General features: G+C 60.7%; 19 protein-coding genes, 1 tRNA gene and 1 riboswitch. Of the genes, 13 read left to right on the top strand and 7 right to left on the bottom strand.

Features of this window, described 5'->3' with window-relative positions; genetic code table 11:
- Positions 1-4: 4 nt before the first annotated feature.
- Both cobO and NAT23_RS03310 read right to left on the bottom strand, forming a co-directional pair.
- Entirely contained in the window at positions 5-607 is a 603-nt protein-coding gene (gene cobO, locus NAT23_RS03315) for a cob(I)yrinic acid a,c-diamide adenosyltransferase (protein ID WP_251925536.1), read from the bottom strand.
- Positions 604-2,379, bottom strand: coding sequence for an ATP-binding protein (locus NAT23_RS03310; protein WP_251925533.1), 1,776 nt, complete (start codon positions 2,377-2,379; stop codon positions 604-606). Before NAT23_RS03310 ends, cobO begins: the two co-directional genes overlap by 4 nt.
- A 92-nt stretch (positions 2,380-2,471) precedes the next feature.
- Positions 2,472-2,616: riboswitch (cobalamin riboswitch) on the bottom strand.
- 98 nt (positions 2,617-2,714) lie between these two features.
- Between NAT23_RS03310 and cobT the strand changes: the two genes are divergently transcribed.
- Genes cobT through bluB form a run of 7 tightly spaced genes read left to right on the top strand, consistent with a single transcriptional unit; the run spans position 2,715 to position 8,363 of the window.
- Entirely contained in the window at positions 2,715-3,758 is a 1,044-nt protein-coding gene (gene cobT, locus NAT23_RS03305) for a nicotinate-nucleotide--dimethylbenzimidazole phosphoribosyltransferase (RefSeq protein ID WP_251925530.1), read from the top strand.
- Positions 3,755-4,537 carry an adenosylcobinamide-GDP ribazoletransferase gene (locus tag NAT23_RS03300; protein WP_251925528.1) on the top strand — a complete coding sequence of 261 codons (783 nt, stop codon included), beginning with the start codon at positions 3,755-3,757 and terminating at the stop codon, positions 4,535-4,537. Before cobT ends, NAT23_RS03300 begins: the two co-directional genes overlap by 4 nt.
- Positions 4,525-5,079 carry a bifunctional adenosylcobinamide kinase/adenosylcobinamide-phosphate guanylyltransferase gene (cobU, locus tag NAT23_RS03295; RefSeq protein WP_251925525.1) on the top strand — a complete coding sequence of 185 codons (555 nt, stop codon included), beginning with the start codon at positions 4,525-4,527 and terminating at the stop codon, positions 5,077-5,079. The genes NAT23_RS03300 and cobU overlap by 13 nt, the downstream gene beginning before the upstream one ends.
- Positions 5,076-5,717 carry a histidine phosphatase family protein gene (locus NAT23_RS03290; protein WP_251925523.1) on the top strand — a complete coding sequence of 214 codons (642 nt, stop codon included), beginning with the start codon at positions 5,076-5,078 and terminating at the stop codon, positions 5,715-5,717. Before cobU ends, NAT23_RS03290 begins: the two co-directional genes overlap by 4 nt.
- Before the next feature lie 28 nt (positions 5,718-5,745).
- Positions 5,746-6,672 carry an adenosylcobinamide-phosphate synthase CbiB gene (gene cbiB / locus NAT23_RS03285; RefSeq protein WP_251925521.1) on the top strand — a complete coding sequence of 309 codons (927 nt, stop codon included), beginning with the start codon at positions 5,746-5,748 and terminating at the stop codon, positions 6,670-6,672.
- Positions 6,669-7,697 carry an aminotransferase class I/II-fold pyridoxal phosphate-dependent enzyme gene (locus NAT23_RS03280; RefSeq protein WP_251925519.1) on the top strand — a complete coding sequence of 343 codons (1,029 nt, stop codon included), beginning with the start codon at positions 6,669-6,671 and terminating at the stop codon, positions 7,695-7,697. Before cbiB ends, NAT23_RS03280 begins: the two co-directional genes overlap by 4 nt.
- A 6-nt stretch (positions 7,698-7,703) precedes the next feature.
- Positions 7,704-8,363: a 5,6-dimethylbenzimidazole synthase gene (gene bluB, locus NAT23_RS03275; RefSeq protein WP_251925517.1), complete on the top strand. Its 660-nt coding sequence runs from the start codon at positions 7,704-7,706 to the stop codon at positions 8,361-8,363.
- Between the two features lie 4 nt (positions 8,364-8,367).
- Here the strand turns inward: bluB and NAT23_RS03270 are convergent, their stop codons facing one another.
- From NAT23_RS03270 to NAT23_RS03260, 3 genes are all read right to left on the bottom strand, one after another.
- Positions 8,368-9,180, bottom strand: coding sequence for an HAD-IIA family hydrolase (locus NAT23_RS03270; protein ID WP_251590274.1), 813 nt, complete (start codon positions 9,178-9,180; stop codon positions 8,368-8,370).
- Positions 9,181-9,323: 143 nt separating this feature from the next.
- Positions 9,324-9,737 (bottom strand): GvpU-like protein, encoded by a 414-nt coding sequence (locus NAT23_RS03265; RefSeq protein WP_251925515.1) that lies wholly within the window; start codon positions 9,735-9,737, stop codon positions 9,324-9,326.
- Between the two features lie 436 nt (positions 9,738-10,173).
- Positions 10,174-11,103: a LysR family transcriptional regulator gene (locus NAT23_RS03260; protein ID WP_251925512.1), complete on the bottom strand. Its 930-nt coding sequence runs from the start codon at positions 11,101-11,103 to the stop codon at positions 10,174-10,176.
- A gap of 140 nt (positions 11,104-11,243) precedes the next feature.
- Here NAT23_RS03260 and NAT23_RS03255 point away from each other — a divergent pair, with 140 nt between their 5' ends.
- The 3 genes from NAT23_RS03255 (at position 11,244) to NAT23_RS03245 (ending at position 14,034) form a co-directional block, all read left to right on the top strand.
- A complete protein-coding gene (locus NAT23_RS03255) occupies positions 11,244-12,299 on the top strand; it encodes an SDR family oxidoreductase (RefSeq protein WP_251925510.1) in 1,056 nt (351 codons plus the stop codon).
- A 745-nt stretch (positions 12,300-13,044) separates the two neighbouring features.
- Complete coding sequence (locus NAT23_RS03250) at positions 13,045-13,530, top strand: metallophosphoesterase family protein (protein ID WP_251925507.1); 486 nt, start codon at positions 13,045-13,047, stop codon at positions 13,528-13,530.
- 195 nt (positions 13,531-13,725) lie between these two features.
- Positions 13,726-14,034, top strand: coding sequence for a hypothetical protein (locus NAT23_RS03245; RefSeq protein ID WP_251925505.1), 309 nt, complete (start codon positions 13,726-13,728; stop codon positions 14,032-14,034).
- Between the two features lie 41 nt (positions 14,035-14,075).
- Here the strand turns inward: NAT23_RS03245 and NAT23_RS03240 are convergent.
- Positions 14,076-14,149 (bottom strand) — tRNA-Gly (locus NAT23_RS03240).
- 287 nt (positions 14,150-14,436) lie between these two features.
- Here NAT23_RS03240 and NAT23_RS03235 point away from each other — a divergent pair.
- Together NAT23_RS03235 and NAT23_RS03230 are read left to right on the top strand one after the other, a co-directional pair.
- On the top strand, positions 14,437-14,679 hold the full coding sequence (locus NAT23_RS03235; RefSeq protein WP_251925502.1) for a hypothetical protein: 243 nt from the start codon (positions 14,437-14,439) through the stop codon (positions 14,677-14,679).
- Positions 14,680-14,709: 30 nt separating this feature from the next.
- Complete coding sequence (locus NAT23_RS03230; RefSeq protein WP_251590263.1) at positions 14,710-14,871, top strand: YqaE/Pmp3 family membrane protein; 162 nt, start codon at positions 14,710-14,712, stop codon at positions 14,869-14,871.
- A gap of 111 nt (positions 14,872-14,982) precedes the next feature.
- On the opposite strand, the gene NAT23_RS03225 is transcribed toward NAT23_RS03230, so the two are convergent.
- Positions 14,983-15,489 (bottom strand): DUF6314 family protein, encoded by a 507-nt coding sequence (locus tag NAT23_RS03225; protein ID WP_251925481.1) that lies wholly within the window; start codon positions 15,487-15,489, stop codon positions 14,983-14,985.
- Between NAT23_RS03225 and NAT23_RS03220 the strand changes: the two genes are divergently transcribed.
- Complete coding sequence (locus tag NAT23_RS03220) at positions 15,490-16,371, top strand: DMT family transporter (RefSeq protein ID WP_251925478.1); 882 nt, start codon at positions 15,490-15,492, stop codon at positions 16,369-16,371. It abuts the gene before it with no gap.
- The last annotated feature ends 2 nt before the right edge of the window (positions 16,372-16,373 follow it).

Here is a 16,373-nt window from a genome sequence, read left to right as displayed (position 1 = left end):
GGTCTCAGTACTCGATGCCGGGTTGAGCCTTGACACCTTGTCGAAAGGCGTGGCGCTCGTCGTTGACGATGCTGATGGTATCGGCGATGTCCTGAAGCTCTCGGGCCATGGTGCGCCCGGTCACGATGACGTTCTGGTGCTCGGGCCGTGCGGCAAGTGCTTTTGCCACGCGCTCGGGCTCGAGATGGCCGTACTTCAGCATATAGGAGAGCTCATCGAGCAACAGGAAGTGGTAGTTCGGGTCCTGAAGGTAGACCTCGGCCTGAGCCCAGGCTGCGAGCGCGGCGTCCCGGTCCTTGGTGGCGTCCTGGGTTTCCCAGGTGAAGCCATGGCCCATGACGTGGAAATCGACCCGAGGATGATCCTTGAAGAACAGGTACTCGCCGGTGGCCTTGCGGCCCTTGATGAACTGGATGACGGCGGCCCGGTGGCCGTGGCCGAGGGCGCGGGCGAGCGTGCCAAAGGCCGAGCTGCTTTTGCCCTTGCCGTTGCCTTTCATCAGGATCAAAACGCCCCGTTCGATCGTTGCGCGGGCGATGCGCTCATCGACGACCTGTTTTTTGGTAGCCATGCGTTCACGGTACTTGGTATCAGCTGCGTCGTTCATGCAAGGGCTCCTCGTGGGGGTGCGGTCGAATCGGCGTCTGTGTCATCAAGGGCCGGATACTCGTCAAGCGTTGTGTACTGCGCGTCGAGCGCTTTGGCGAGCGCCTCGGCGCGATTAAGACGTACGCGCCCCTGCTCGGTATCCACAATCGTCAGGACGCCGGGCCAGGGGGGAAGCGCCTTGGGAAACGGCGCACGGGCGTCGGTCAAAAGCCAGCTTTCAGCCTGAACATTGAAGCGTTTTTGCCAGCGCGCGAGTTCTGAGCGCGCGCGTTCGAGCGCGTCCAGAAGCGGTGTGCCGCCGCCGGCACCGAGCGGGGCAAGCAGTGTCTCGACGTGCTTCGGCGCTCGGCCGAGGGCGTGCGTCCAGACAACCCCGTCGCCGCCGAAGGACAGCACGGCCAGTTGCCGCCGGGTGCGGTAGGCGTGCTCGACGATGTTGGCAAGAAGCCCCTTGAGCTGACTGAAGCGTGCGCCGGCACGTGTCGAGCCGGAGCGGTCGAGCACGATCAGAAGGGGCGACTGGCGGCCGGTGCGACGGCGTCGATGGTGCGGCCGTGGCGCGGCGTCAAAAAGCCCGGCGGCAAGCGTTCGCGGCCAGTCGACCGGCCCCATGGCGCTGCGGTGCTGGCGGGCGCCCTTGTTGGCGCCCCCCATGTGCCGAGCGCGCTCGGCCTCAAGCGGGGCGGTGGCGTTGTCGCCGGAGGCGCTGCGCTCAAGCGGACGCCAGCGGCGGCGGGTGCCGGTCGGCTGAGGCTCGGGCGGCAAGGCGCCATGCGCGCCGTCGTCTTCCGAAGACGGTGAGGCCTCGCTCGTGTCACGGCTCTCATGATCGTTATCGGCGCCCGGAGCGTCGTTCGACGACGATTGTGGCGGCGTATCAGGGGCATTGTGATTGCCCTGATTCGGAGGCGGCGGTGTCGTCCGCCGATGATTCAGTACCAGAGGCTCGACCAGGTCGATGTCGGCGGCTGTGACAGCCGTTCGGCCGTCAAGCGCGGCGTGAGCGCAGGCGGCGCGCTGCCAGGCGATGTCGGCGCGCACGCCCTCAACGCCTGCGTTCATGGCGCGGGTGGCGATGTCGAGCTCGAGCGCCGGAGCGAGGGTGACGCGTGCGCGCTGCGCCCGGGCGGTAGCAATGGTTTCGGTCAGGGCGCGCTGGTCGTTCGCGTACTGCGCGCAGAAGCCCTCGGGGTCGTCATCGAACGCGCGGCGGGCGCGCACAATCGCCATGCGCTGCTCGGGGCTTAGCGCATCGGCAAGCTCGACCTGAAGACCGAATCGGTCGGCAAGCTGGGGGCGAAGCGCGCCTTCATCAGGGTTCATGGTGCCGATCAGCGTGAACCGGGCCGGGTGTGAGTGGCTGACGCCGTCGCGCTCGACCACGTTGACGCCGGAGGCCGCCACATCGAGGAGCTGGTCGACCAGGCTGTCGGGCAGCAGGTTGACTTCATCGATGTAGAGAATGCCCTGATCGGCCTGCGCCAGAAGTCCCGGATTGAAGCGCACACGCTGCTCAGAGAGCGCGTGGTCCAGGTCGAGGCTGCCGGTGAGGCGGTCTTCGCTGGCACCGAGTGGCAGGGTCACGAAGCGGGCATCCGGTGAAGGCAAAAGCGCGGCGAGCGCACGGGCAAGCGTCGATTTCGCACTGCCTCGCGGGCCTGAGATCAACACGCCCCCGAGGCGAGGCTCGATGGCTGCAAGCATCAAGGCGCGCTTGAGCGTGCCTTGACCGATCACGGCCGTGAACGGAAACAGGGGAGGCGTGCTCATCGGGCAACTCCGTTAAGCGCGGTCGCCGCGATCATCAAAACGTGTGGTGTCATGGTCCGTTCCCGCGCATCGCCCGTACGCGTCAAGAGAGGTGAACAAAAGCGCATCAGGCCGGTCTCCGGGCTTGCAGCCGTCTCGAACCGAGGCGGGCGGCTTACCGTTGCGGGGACAGCAGTGAACTCACATCACTTTCCCGATTATCCCGGCGTGCGGCCGGGCACCTGTGCGTGGCGACCATCCTATTGAGGCGCTGCGAGCCCGTCAATGCAGGTGCTTGGTTGTGGCCTTTGCCGGTGGTATGTTCTGAGCGCCCTCGAACCCGCATGCGAGCTTTCATGACCTTTAGCATTCCTCCGGTGTCGACCGTGATGGACGATCTGATTCGCCGCCGAATCGACAGCCGAACCAAGCCCCCGGGCGCTTTGGGCGAGCTTGAAGCCCTGGCCTTTACGCTTGCCCGCGTGCTTGGCACGCCGCCGTTTCAGGCAACGCCCCCAGAGATTCGCCTGCCAAGGCTTCTGATCATGGCCGGTGATCACGGCGTGGCCGAATTTGGTGTCTCGATCGCGCCTCAGGCGGTGACGCGCCAGATGGTGTCGAACTTTCTGGCCGGTGGCGCCAGTGTCAACGCCTTCGCACGCCAGGCGGGACTTCCCGTGACCGTGGTTGATTGGGGCATGCGCACGGCTCTCGACGATGAGCGCATCATCGATGCCCGTCTTGGTGCGGGCACGGCGGCGTTTCATCAGGGCCCGGCGATGGATCGGGACTGCGTGGAAGCCGGGTTCGAGCATGCCCGATCGCTCATTGGCAGGCTGCACCGTGAGGGCACCAACCTGATTGCCCTCGGTGAAATGGGCATTGGCAACACCAGTTCGGCAAGCGCCCTGATGGCTGCGCTCACCGGCCACCCGGTGGCGGCGTGCGTCGGGCGAGGTACGGGCGTCAACGACATTCAGCTCGCGCGCAAGAAGGCCCTTATTACCCAGGCGCTCCGGCGTCATCGTGAGGCGCTGTTCGATCCGATCGATACACTGGCCGCATTGGGCGGGTTCGAGCTCGTGGGGCTGGTCGGGGCGATTCTTGCCGGTGCCGAGGCCGGCATGGCGGTGGTGATCGATGGCTTCATGGTAAGCGTGGCGGCGATGTACGCCTGTGCGATTGCGCCGGAGGCGCGGGAGTATCTGATCTTTTCACATCAGTCCGAGGAGCGCGGTCACGCGCTGGCCCTCGATTGGCTCGCCGCAAGGCCGCTGCTCTCACTGGGCCTTCGCATCGGCGAGGGCAGCGGGGCGGCACTTGCGTTGCCGATGTTGCGCTCGGCACTGGCGTTCTACAATGAAATGGCCTCGTTTGACGACGCCGGCATCACGGTATGACGCTGCGTGATCGATGCCGCCGTGAAGCGCGTCTCATGGGGTGGGCGGTCAGTTTTCTGACCCGGCTGCCGGCGATGCGGACCGAGCGGCCGGAAGGTAATGAGCTGTCCGATGCGCTCAGGTATTACCCATTGATCGGGGCGCTGATCGGGGGGCTGATCGCCCTCGTGCTGTGGCTTTCGTTGCTGCTTTGGCCGCCCACGGTCGCGGTAGGGCTTTCATTGGTCACGGGTTGGCTTGTGACCGGCGGGCTGCACGAAGACGGGCTGGCGGATACGGTCGATGCCCTTGGCGGCGGCCACACCCGCGAGCAGCGCCTTGTGATCATGAAGGACAGCCGGGTCGGCAGCTACGGGGTGCTCGCGCTGGTGGGTACGACCCTTTTGAAGTACGCCCTGTTGGTTGCGCTGGTCGAGGTATCCGCCGGCGTTGCCACCGTGGTGCTGATCACGGCGCATTGTCTTGGCCGGGCCGTGGCGGTTGCGGTCATGGGGCGGCTTTCCTATGTGCGTCTGAGCGACAGCAAGGTGCGCGCCCAGGCCAGTCCGGTCGCGGGCAGGGTTCAGGGGGGCTCGGCGCTAACGGCGTGTGTGATCGCGCTGTGGGCCTGCGGCACTACCGGCGCATTGATGATTGGCGTCGCCGCGGTTGCCGGTGTCGGGCTTGCGCGGTGGCTTCGGGCAATGCTTGGCGGGTATACCGGCGATGCGCTGGGATTTTCTCAGCAGATCACTGAACTTTCAGTGTTATTGGCAGGAGTGGCGGTGTGGTTGAACTGATTCTTGGGGGCGCGCGTTCCGGTAAGAGCCGGTTTGCCGAAACGCTTGCCCAGTATTCGATGCATCAAGGTGACGAAATCATCTATATCGCGACCGCCGAGGCCGGCGACGATACGTCGATGCAGGAGCGCATCGAGCTACACCGCGCCCGCCGCCCGGAGGGGTGGGGGCTGATCGAGTCGCCGCTGGACCTGCCTGAGACGCTTTCTCGGGCGATGGCGCCCGGGCGCTGCGTGCTGGTCGACTGCCTGACACTTTGGCTTACCAACGAGCTTTTGCGCGAGCGGGACATGACGGCTGCGCTCGAGGCGCTCGACGACGTTCTGGCCCACGCCGAAGGCCGGATTCTGATCGTGAGCAATGAAGTCGGCCAGGGCGTGGTGCCGATGAACGCACTCAGTCGGCGTTTTGTCGATCTCTCCGGTACGGCGCATCAGCGCATCGCACAGCGGGCCAGCCACGCCTGGTGGGTCGTGGCCGGACTGCCACAGTGCTTGAAGGGCGCGCCGATGCCGGCACTTGGCCATCCGGAGGGCACATGAGCGCAACCATTATCGATTTCGTTCGCCATGGCGCCTGCGAAGGGGGTCCGATGCTGCGCGGGCGCACAGACGTTGAGCTCAGTGCAGAAGGGACACGCCAGATCGAGGCGGTGCTTGGGTGGCTGCCTACGCCAACGCACGTTATAAGTTCCCCATTAAAGCGTTGCCGACGCATGGGAGAGCGCCTGGCCGAGACAGCAGGCGTCAAGCTGAATGTGGACGGGCGTTGGGCGGAAATGGATTTCGGCGACTGGGACGGGCGCCCGGTGGCCGAGCTTCATGAGCAAGACCCTGACCATTTGGCGCGGTTCTGGGCGGCGCCGGCGCTTGCAGGCCCCCCTGGCGGCGAAACGCTTTCGGCGTTCGAGCAACGTGTGGGCGAGGCGTTAAAAGACAGGCTGATGTGCCATGAGCGTCATACGGTTGTGATGACCCACGGCGGCGTGATTCGAGCGGTTCTGCAACAGGTGCTGGGCATGAACCATGACGCCGGTGCGTACGTGCATCGCCTCGATGTGCCCTACGCAAGCGTAACGCGTGTTCGGGTCGATCACGATGAGGCCGGACCCACGTTGAGACTGCTGCACCACGGCGTTGTTCAGGCACCGCTTGCGCTGCCGGATGCACTGGATTATTAATTATACCGTTATATTGTGAGCCTCTGACATGCTGTTTATCGTTTTATCGCTGGCCTTGTTGCTGGATCACACCTTTGGTGAACCAAGGCATTATCACCCTCTTGTGGGGCTTGGGCGCATTATCGATTGGGTGGAGGCGCGCTACTACCGACCAAGTCGAATAGCGGGGCTTATTGCGCTATCGGTTGTGGTGTTGCCGCTTCTGATTGTGTCGCTCTGGCTCGAGCTTGTGCTGTCGGATCGAACCTCGACCTACGCCGTGGTCTCGATCATCACACTTTATGTAGCGATTGGCTGGCGCAGTCTCAAAGAGCATGCGCGCCGGGTGGCGGCGCCACTGCGTCGGGGGGAGCTTGATCTTGCCCGTACGCGGCTCGGGCTGATGGTTAGCCGCGATACCGAGGCAATGACGCCAAGCCAGGTGGCGTCCGCGACGACCGAATCGGTGCTCGAAAACGGCAGCGACGCCATTTTCGCGGTGATCTTCTGGTTCATGGTGGCGGGGCTTCCGGGAGTCGTGATCTATCGCGTGGTCAATACGCTGGACGCCATGTGGGGCTACAAATCAAAGCGCTATCTCCATTTCGGCTGGGCCGCAGCGCGGCTTGACGATGTGCTGAACTGGGTGCCAGCACGGCTTGTGGTTATAAGCTACGGACTCGCGACCCGCTCCTGGTGGCGCTTCAGGCAGGCACTTTCGTGTGCAAGAACGCAGGGCCGGCACTGGAAAAGCCCGAATGCAGGGCCGGTCATGGCCGCCGGCGCCGGTGCACTCAACGTGGTGCTCGGCGGCGACGCCATTTATCACGGCAAGCGTCAGGCCCGGCCAGAGCTGGGGGCGGGGGATGCGCCGGCCGCTGGCACCATCGTTGCTGCATGCCGGCTGATCAATCGCACCGTGATCGTCTGGCTGGCCGTCGCTGCGCTTTGCGGTGTGGTCGGGTATCTGCCGTGAGTGCACCGGTGGTTCACGGCGGCAACCTCGATCAGGCCATCGCTCGCTTTGGCGGGGCGCGCACTCAGTGGCTCGATCTATCGACCGGCATCAACCCAAGCTCGTATCCGATCACACCGCTGACGGCGGCGTGCCTTGCGGCACTGCCTGAATCGCCCGAACGGCTCGAGCGGTGCGCGAGTGTCCATTACGGCGTTGACTCGATGGCGTGCCTTGCGGTGCCCGGAAGCCAGTGGGCGATCGAGGCGCTGGCGTCTAGGTTTCGGGGCGTTCCTGTGCTGGCACCGTTTCCGGGGTATCAGGAGCACGAGGCGGCGTTTTTAAAGCAGGGCACTACGGTCGAGCGCTACGACGGCTGGCTGTCCGATCAGGCGCTGCTCGAGGCGTTTGACCGCTCATCCGCGTCACTGATCATTGTTATCTCACCCAATAACCCGACCGGGCGCACCTACGCACGCGCAACGCTCATCCGTCTTGGCGATCTGGCCCGTAGCCGCGGTGGCGCCGTGATCGTCGACCAGGCGTTTATCGACCCTTACGAAGACGAGGCGTATTTGGCCCCACATCACTCAGGCCTCATTACGCTGCGCTCGTTCGGCAAGTTCTTTGGTCTGGCCGGGGTTCGGCTCGGGTTCGTGCTCGGTACAGATGAGTCGCTGTCATCGCTTCGCGCGAGGCGCGGCCCGTGGGCGGTGTCCACCGCCGCTATCAAGGCGGGCACACAAGCACTCGGGGACACTCGGTGGGTGAGCGTGATGCGTCAAACGCTTGCCCGGTGGCAGCGTGAACAGGACCAACTCTGGCAAGACTTGCTCGGCCAGGACACACAGGCGATGTATTCCACGCCGCTTTTTACCGCGTATGACATGACCGCCACGCAGGCGAACACGTGGCAGGCTCGGCTTGCCGACCAGCACCTCTGGACGCGGCTCTGGCCGATTGACGAGTCACGGGCGCTGCTTCGCATCGGGCGCGCGCATGAAGATGCGCTTGGCCTTCTTGGTTCACGACTTGCAAAGGCATGACTTCTCATGACGGCTTCCAAAAACGCCTTTTCCGCCACTGACCGCGACGCGGTCTATCGCGCCATTTTTGAGCGCCGCGACATGCGTCATTTTCTATCGGACCCGGTGGATGAGGCTACCATGAAGCGCCTTTTGGAGGCCGCCCACCACGCGCCGAGTGTGGGCTACATGCAGCCCTGGCGGTTTGTCCGAATCGGCGCGCCCGAGCGGCGTGCCCGCTTGGCCGAGCTTGTCGAGGAGGAGCGCCTGGCAACAGCGGATGCCCTTGGTGCGCGCGGGCGCGAATTCATGGCGCTCAAGGTCGAGGGCATTCGCGAATGCCCCGAGCTTTGGGTCATGGCGTTGACGGATCACCGCGAAGCCTATGTGTTTGGTCGGCGGACCATGCCGGACATGGATCTGGCGTCTGCCAGCTGCGCGATTCAGAACATGTGGCTCGCCGCACGTGCCGAAGGGCTCGGGCTTGGGTGGGTGTCGCTGTTTGATCCGGACAAGGTCGGGGCGCTGATCGAGGCGCCTTCGGGCAGCCGGGTGATTGCGGTGCTGTGCATCGGCCACGTCGAGGCGTTCTACTCCGCGCCGATGCTCGAGCAGTGCGATTGGGATCGGCGTCGGGCCCTCGAGTCATTGATCGGCGAGGATCGATGGCCCGAGGCCGATGCCTGAGACGTTAGCTGCCTTTTTTCTTGGATGACGAGGCGTTGCTTGCGCCCTTGTCGATCAGATCCGCGACGGACTCCAGGATCTGCTTGGGCTGGAACGGGTAGCGCGCAATCTCGTTTTTATCGGCGATGCCGGTCATGACCAGAATCGTGTGGAGACCCGCCTCGATGCCTGCGACTACGTCGGTGTCCATTCGGTCACCGATCATGGCGGTGCGCTTGGAGTGGGCGCCGAGTTTGTTCATGGCCGAGCGAAACATCATCGGGTTGGGTTTGCCGATGACGTAGGGCTGGCGATTGGTAGCGGCGGTGATCATGGCCGCGACCGCGCCGGTGGCCGGCAGGGGGCCTTCGGTACTGGGGCTTGTGACATCGGGGTTGGTGGCGATGAACCGGGCGCCTGCATTAATCAAGCGAATGGCGCGAGTAATCGCTTCGAACGAATAGGTGCGGGTTTCACCCAGTACGACGAAATCCGGTTCCACGTCGGTCATCACGAAACCTGCCTCGTGCATGGCGGTGGTGATGCCGGCCTCGCCAATCACGAACGCCGACCCGCCCGGCGCCTGATCCCTAAGGAACGTGGCAGTGGCCAGTGCCGAGGTCCAGATCTGATCCTCAGGCACCTCGATGCCGCTTCGTGACAGGCGGGCGCTCAGGTCTCTCGGGGTGTAGATCGAGTTGTTGGTCAGCACCAGAAACGGCTTTTGCTGATCGCGCCATTGGGCGATGAGGTCCGCCGCGCCGGGGATGGCCTTGTTTTCATGGACGAGTACACCGTCCATGTCCGTCAGCCAGTAATCGATGGTTGTAGACTCCACGTACTTACTCCTTGTGATTCGAGGCCGAAACAGGGGAAACGCGCTGCTCTTGTCGTGATGACGCGTCGGTACGCATCGCCTGAACAGGAACCGTCATTGTGTGAGGCACTTACCGGCAGCGCAAGTCGATGCCTGCGAGTACCTCAGTGGTCCACAAGCCCGAGCGCAAAGCCATCGACGGCGCTGACCCGGCCGCGCCACAGTCCGCGTTCACCGCCGAGCTTGATCTGCTGGTTCGGCCCGGTAGTCATCATCGCATTTTTCAAGTGAAGGCAGAGGTAGGCGAACTCGCCGTCCTCGATCACGTCGTTGGTGATGTCCTGGCCTTCGTGAACGGCCTGGGACAGCTCGCTGATGTCACTGACCGGCTCGTGCTTCTGGGGAAGGTTCAAGGTTTCAGGCAGCGTTTCAAGGCCGAGCTCGAAATAGTGCTGCTGTGAAACGAGCTGGCCGCTGATCAGGGCGCCATTGACGTGCAGCGTTATATCGACGTCCGACCCGCCTTCGGCAAAATCGATGAGGGTTTCAAGAAAAGCATCGTTGTCCAACGGTCTCACTGCCGAAGATCCTTCTGTGATTTTTCGTCTCAACTCAAACAAAACGTGCCTTATTCATCGTTGAGTAGGGGGAGGGGAACCGTTCGTTTAGACCTCGGGCAGCTCAAGCCGTATCCGGTGGGCCAGGGCTTGGCGGTGCCCGTGTCTGCGCTTCCTGCGAAGCGGGCAAGTATAGGAAAGTTTGGTTTAAAAAGCATGGGTGCAGCGAGTTTTTGCGCTCAACGTACTGATCGTTAATCTTTTTTTCGTCGGGTAAGGGTTCAGCAAAAAAGCGACAGCGCGTAATAAACGGTGCTTGCGCAAAGCACGCCAGCCATCAAGCCGCCGCGGCTTGAGCACGTCATGACAGCGGTACTAGGTAACCCGGCCACTTGGGTCTTGCACGATGTGGGTAGTGTCATGAGCATCGGTTGCTGACGCAGGGCGCTTGGGAAAACTAGAGCGTCTCCTCCCACCTGTCCCAGGGCGGTGTCGGCGCGAGTGCGTCGAAGAGGTACTCCATGAAACTACGGACCTTGGGCATGGTGAGACGCCGCTGCGAGGTGAGCACATACAGCTGACGCCGGCCCGGCATGACCTCGCAGCGCCACTGCCGGAGTACCGGAATCAGGCGCTTTTGCTTGAGTGCGTCACTGATCACCCAGGTCGGGAAGATGACGAGCCCTTGACCCAGAAGTGCTGCGTTCAAGAGGCTGCTTGCGTCGTTACTGATCAGTGGCCCCGAGACATCAAGGGCCACCTCCTTGGCCTCGCCTTGCTGAAAATGCCAGCGCTGGCGGCCGAGTTCCCCCTGATAAACGAGGCAGTCGTGGTGCTTGAGCATCTCAAGCGTGGTCGGTACGCCGCGGCGTTCCAGGTAGTCGGGGGCGCCCGCGACCACGTAATTCATTGGCGCAATCGGTCGGGCGATCAGGGAGGAATCGGTCAGATGGCCGACGCGAAAGGTCAGATCATGGCCTTCCTTGATCGGGTCGACCACGGTGTCACTCAAGTGAAGATCGGCAGTCACCCCGGGGAATCGGCGTTGAAACTGATTCAGTAAGGGGATGACCTGATGCTGGCCAAAGGCGACCGGTGCATTGATGCGCAGTGTGCCACTTGGGTGCTCGGCGGGATGCTGCAGCGCGTCGGTAGCCAGATCCAGCTGTTCGAGCACTTTTCGAACGTCTTCGTAGTAGCGTCTGCCGGCTTCGGTCAGTGTGACGGCGCGGGTATGGCGATAGAAAAGCGGCTGGCCCAGGGCCTCTTCCAACCCTTGAATCTGGCGCGAGATCGACGAGACCGACCGTCGAAAATGGCGCGCGGCGGCGGTAAAGCTGCCGGTGGCGGCCACGCGCTCAAACGTCCGAAGGGCGTTCATGTCCATGATACTGATTTCCTTGAAGTTGCGTTTATCGCAATAAAGTTTTGAAAAGTTATCGATTGTAGCAACAATCATCTGCCCCTAGGCTTTGTCCATGCGCTCGGCACCGGCCGGGCAGGATGAACATGAAAGGAGAGGGCATCGTGACGAAAACGGCACTCATTGCAGGCGCGACCGGTATTACCGGCAACAATCTGGCAGCGTATCTTATCGCCAGCGGCTGGACGGTCTATGGCCTGTCTCGACGGGCCACCGAGCAAAGCGGCGTCATTCCGGTCGAAGCTGACCTATTGTCGCCGGACTCGCTCGACGAGGCGCTTTCAGGGCTTCAAATCAGCCGCCTGTTCTACTGCACCTGGATTCGGCGCGACACCGAGGACGAAAACGTCAAGGCCAACGGCGCCATGATGCGCAATCTCTTCAACGCACTTGAGTGCTCAAACCTCGAGCATGCCTCGTTGGTCACCGGGACCAAACAGTATCTCGGCTCGTTCGAAGCTTATGGCAGCGGTCGCACTGAAACACCGTTTCGTGAGTCCGAACCTCGGGTTCCGGGCGCCAATTTCTATTACGAACTCGAAGACGTTCTGTTCGAGGCGGCAGAGAAGCATGGGTTTGCCTGGAATGTGCATCGTCCCCATACGGTCATTGGCCACGCGCTCGGCAACGCCATGAACATGGGCACCACGCTTGCCGTGTACGCCTCGATCTGTAAAGAAACCGGGCAGCCGTTCGTGTTCCCTGGGTCAGAGATCCAGTGGAATGCGCTGACGGACATGACCGATGCCTTGGTATTGGCGCGTCAGATGGAGTGGGCTTCCACGACGCCGGGCGCGTGGAATCAGGCGTTCAACGTGGTCAATGGCGATGTCTTCCGCTGGCGTCGTCTGTGGTGTGAGCTCGGCGAGTACTTTGGGCTTGAGGTAATCGATGACCCCGAGGCGTTCAAGACGCTGGATGCCCAGATGGAGGGTATGGATTCCGTATGGCGTGACCTGGCGAAGACGCACGGTCTGGTCGAGCCGGACATCGACAAGCTGGTGTCCTGGTGGCACACCGATGCCGATCTGGGGCGCGATCAGGAGTGTGTCAACGACATGACCAAGTCTCGTGAATTCGGGTTTCACTACTTTTGCAATACCCGCAGCGCCTTTTGCGATCTGTTCGACCGCCTTCGGGCCGAGCGCATCATTCCCTGAGGCGTTATTGTTTAAAAAAGCCCGGCACCCAGGTGTCGGGCTTTTTTCCGCCCAAGAAAGCGTCATCGAAGAACGCGCCAGGCTGGCGAAGGGGCAAACGTCATGCAGGGCGGTACCGACCGAGGCCGGTTCGCTTGTCGGAGCCGTGACGATCGTAACCCAGGATTTGCCCAAGAACGCCTTGTGCATTGGGTGCACGCACGGGCGGCCAAGACCAATGTCAGTTGGCTGGATAACCTGGTTTATGACGATACAGCCCGGTAAAGGTGAGTTTCGTTGTTGGTTATGTGGAGTCGTTTGAGGTCAGGGAAACGACAGCGGCTTTTGCGCTCCCATCAGTTCATCAGGTCCCTAATTCACGGAGTTGATGCTTGATACTTATAATAAGTCAGGCTCAGAGTTGATCCGTACGTCATTTAATAATTGCCTGATTGCACGTTAACTTCTTCTTGCACCCTATTTTGAGCAACTCCGTATAAATCGTGAGCGTTAACCACGAAAAGCTTCGATAATTGCCGCTACTTTCACGGACGAGGGTAGGTCGATGTCGGTCATCATGAACGCCACTGATTTTGAGTATACGAATAAGCAGGGAGACAATGCATGAAGATCAGGCTAGACGCCTTCAGGAACAAGCTGGTTATCCTAAAAAAGTGGCTAATGAACGAGCTGTGCTTGAGTCTTGGGATCAGGGATGTGGACTTACCCTGACCATGTTCCAAACGGTTTAAAATAAGTGCGCTGCATGGCAGTTTATGTCATTTCGGATACTCATTTCGGGCACGGTAATATCCTTCGTCATCGACCCGAGTTCGAAAGTATCGAAGCGCATGACCGCGTGATTACTGATCGAATTCTTTCCCTGTGCGGTAAGTTCGATTCGCTGTATGTCCTGGGCGATGTGGTGGTCTATCAGCCGGGCATGCGTTATCTGGAGGAGATCGCCTCACGGATTGGGTTTCTGCACATTATCCTTGGCAATCACGACAACGAGCGAAAAGGGGCGCCGGCGCTTGCCGACTATCTGCCCTTGTGCAAAAGCATCGGCGCGATTAAGCATTATAAAAATGCCTGGTTAACGCACGCACCGATCCACCCCGATGAGCTTCGCGGCAACATCAATATTCACGGCCATGTGCACGGCCGAAGTATCAATGATACGAGATACATCAACGTAAGCTGCGAGGCGCTTGAATATACCCCGGTAGACATGGCGCGGCTTCTTGGTTGAACGCCCGGCGGTGGTGCAGTTCAAGGGGTCGTCTATCTCAAAGCCTCTTGCGCCTTTTTGATCAATGATGACCAAAAGTGATCCATGAATTCAAAGCATTGGCCGATGTAGTTAATGAGACGCTGCCCGGTCGTTTAACGGCCTCGGCAGACCATTAATGCGCCCTATGGACAGAGGCGCTCTCAGGAGCCGAATGTGAAACGGATTTTCTTGCTGGCCCTGGTGGCGCTGATCAGCCCCGGAGCCAAGGGCGATATCACGCACGAGGTGTGTTCGGACAGGTACGACATGGCGTTTCAAGCCATGGAAAAACGGCAGTCCGATTTTTCGATGTCAACGGTGGTTGCCTCCGCTAAGAGCGAGCTTGAAAAGACCATCGTTCGGTTGGCCTACAGGGTTCCGCGTCAGACAGCACGTGCGTCGCGCTACACCGCGTCGGTTCAATACGCCAACCAGTGGGCGAACGAGTGTTATGAGCGGCTTGAACTTAAGGCGTTTGAGTGAATTGAATGAAACAAGAGAGGTGAAGGAGGGGATAGCGGAACTGGAGCGGGCGATGGGAATCGAACCCACGTACCTTGGTTGGGAACCAAGTGCTCTACCATTGAGCTACGCCCGCCGACGACGTGATCCTATTCGGTTTAAGAGGTGCGCGCAAGCAAGCCATGGCAGTGGATTCCAGCCGATTTCAATTTTTTTTATTTTCTGCGGATCAAAATGAAAAGGCCGTGGTCAGAGTAGGTAAGACGATGCAGATTTCAGTCAGTCGCTGATAGCACGTCTTGCTTACTGTTCCTTGTATGTTGTTTTGACCGCCACAGTCCAGTGGCGGTTTTTTTATGGGTATGGGATTGATACTGGTGTACGTTACCCTCATGTAGTCCCTGAACGCATTGGGAGGGTCCAATGAACGCGAAAGAGTATCTCGCTCGTAAAGGCATTGCGCTTGATAAGGAAGAAGACAAGCCGCAGACGCTCGAGGAAAAAGCCTGGTCGCGCGCCCGTCAGTCAGGCGACCATCGCCCACGAAGTGGCACGCCGTTTGACTGGGAAGACTGGGAGCGCTATCACGACACACTGGCTAGCGATTCGAAAGAACTTGCCCGGAAGCAGCGCCGCTCCGACGACAGCGGCGATGACCCCCAATAGATTCGATTTCATTAACGACAAGGAGTTGTCATGGATATCATCCGCATCATTTTCGCGATCATCTTTCCCCCGCTGGGCGTGCTGCTGCAGGTAGGTATTGCCAACAAGCATTTCTGGATCAACATCGTGCTGACCCTGCTTGGCTTCATTCCGGGGATCGTGCACGCCGTATGGGTTATCGCGAAATTCTGACGCGCTGAACATCGACCCAGAGCGCCCGCTTTAACGCGGGCGCTTTTTTTTGTGGGCTGATTTTAAAGTTCGTGAGCGACTCGCCTTTAAAGGCTCGTCCGACAAAGGACATCACCTGCGCTGGTAGTGGTTATACTGGTAGTGATAGACAAGGCGCTCGGCTTTATGTGGGCCGTTGATTGACCAGATCAGTTCAAGGTGTGTGTCGTGAAGGGTGAGCGCTGCGTCGTAGACATCCTGACCGCAGAGGTGCGGTGATCGAGTCTGTAGCGAATGATCTGATACTGCCATGAGGTCAAACAGAAACACGGCGTTTTCCGGCCCTCGACGCTCGTGGTAAAGCGCCAGATGATGGTCGTTGAGCTCCCAGCGAAAGACATTTCGACTCTCGATACTCTGCACCTGGGTGGGCTTGAACGTGCCCTGCTCGAAAAAGTGCAGTACCACACCCGCTTCATCCAGCTGCGTTCTTACCTGACCTTCACCTTCGCCGCGCCAGCCACTGTTTGATTGTGCGGCCGGCTCGGAGCGCATCCGGTAGGCGGTGACGCTTGTGAGCGCATTCCAAGCCCGTATAATCGCTGTCAACCACTCATCCTTTTCAGGTTTACCACTCATATGGGTTATCTCGTTTTCGTCACGTGCCTGTGGGCATTTTCCTTCAGCCTGATCGGCGTGTACATCGCCGGCCACGTCGACAGCTACTTCGCGGTGCTGACCCGCATTGTGTTGGCCTCGATCCTGTTTGTGCCATTTCTGAAACCGCGTGCGGTGCCGATGCGCCTCCGGCTCGGCCTGATGGCGGTAGGTGCCATTCAGCTCGGGGTGATGTATGTGTCCTACTATCAGTCCTTTCTGCTGCTCAGCGTGCCGGAAATTTTGCTATTTACGATCTTCACGCCGATCTACATCACCTTGCTCGATGACGCGCTTGCCAAGCGATTTACCCCGTTTCATCTGTTCACGGCCTTAATCGCTGTTATCGGCGCGGCGGTGATTCGGTTTCAGGCGCCCGAGGGCGGCAATGGGTTCTGGATTGGTTTTTTGATGGTTCAGGCGGCCAATCTCTGCTTTGCCATCGGCCAGGTCGGCTATAGGCGCCTGATGGCGCGCGAACAGATTGATGTGCCGGCACGTACCATCTTCGGTTGGTTCTATCTGGGCGCGCTCAGTGTCGCGATCGTTGCCTATCTGATCCTCGGCGACAAGAGCGCGCCCTGGCCAGAGCCGCTTCAGTGGGGGGTGCTTGCCTGGCTTGGGCTGGTGGCTTCCGGGCTTGGGTACTTCCTCTGGAATGAAGGTGCGCGGCGGGTCGATGCCGGCGCCCTTGCCATCATGAACAACGTGCTGATTCCGGCAGGGCTGGTCGTCAACCTGGTGATCTGGAACCGAGACGCCGATCTGCTGCGGCTAACGCTCGGTGGCGCCATTATCGTGGCCTCACTGGTGGCCAATGAGCTCTGGGAGAAAAAACGCCGGCGTAGTGCAGCCGGCGTGTGATC

This window comes from Larsenimonas salina (genome assembly GCF_023736155.1).
Taxonomy (GTDB): domain Bacteria; phylum Pseudomonadota; class Gammaproteobacteria; order Pseudomonadales; family Halomonadaceae; genus Larsenimonas; species Larsenimonas salina.
The sequence above is the reverse complement of the archived record's forward strand: the minus strand, read 5'-3'. Positions and strand labels throughout refer to the sequence as shown.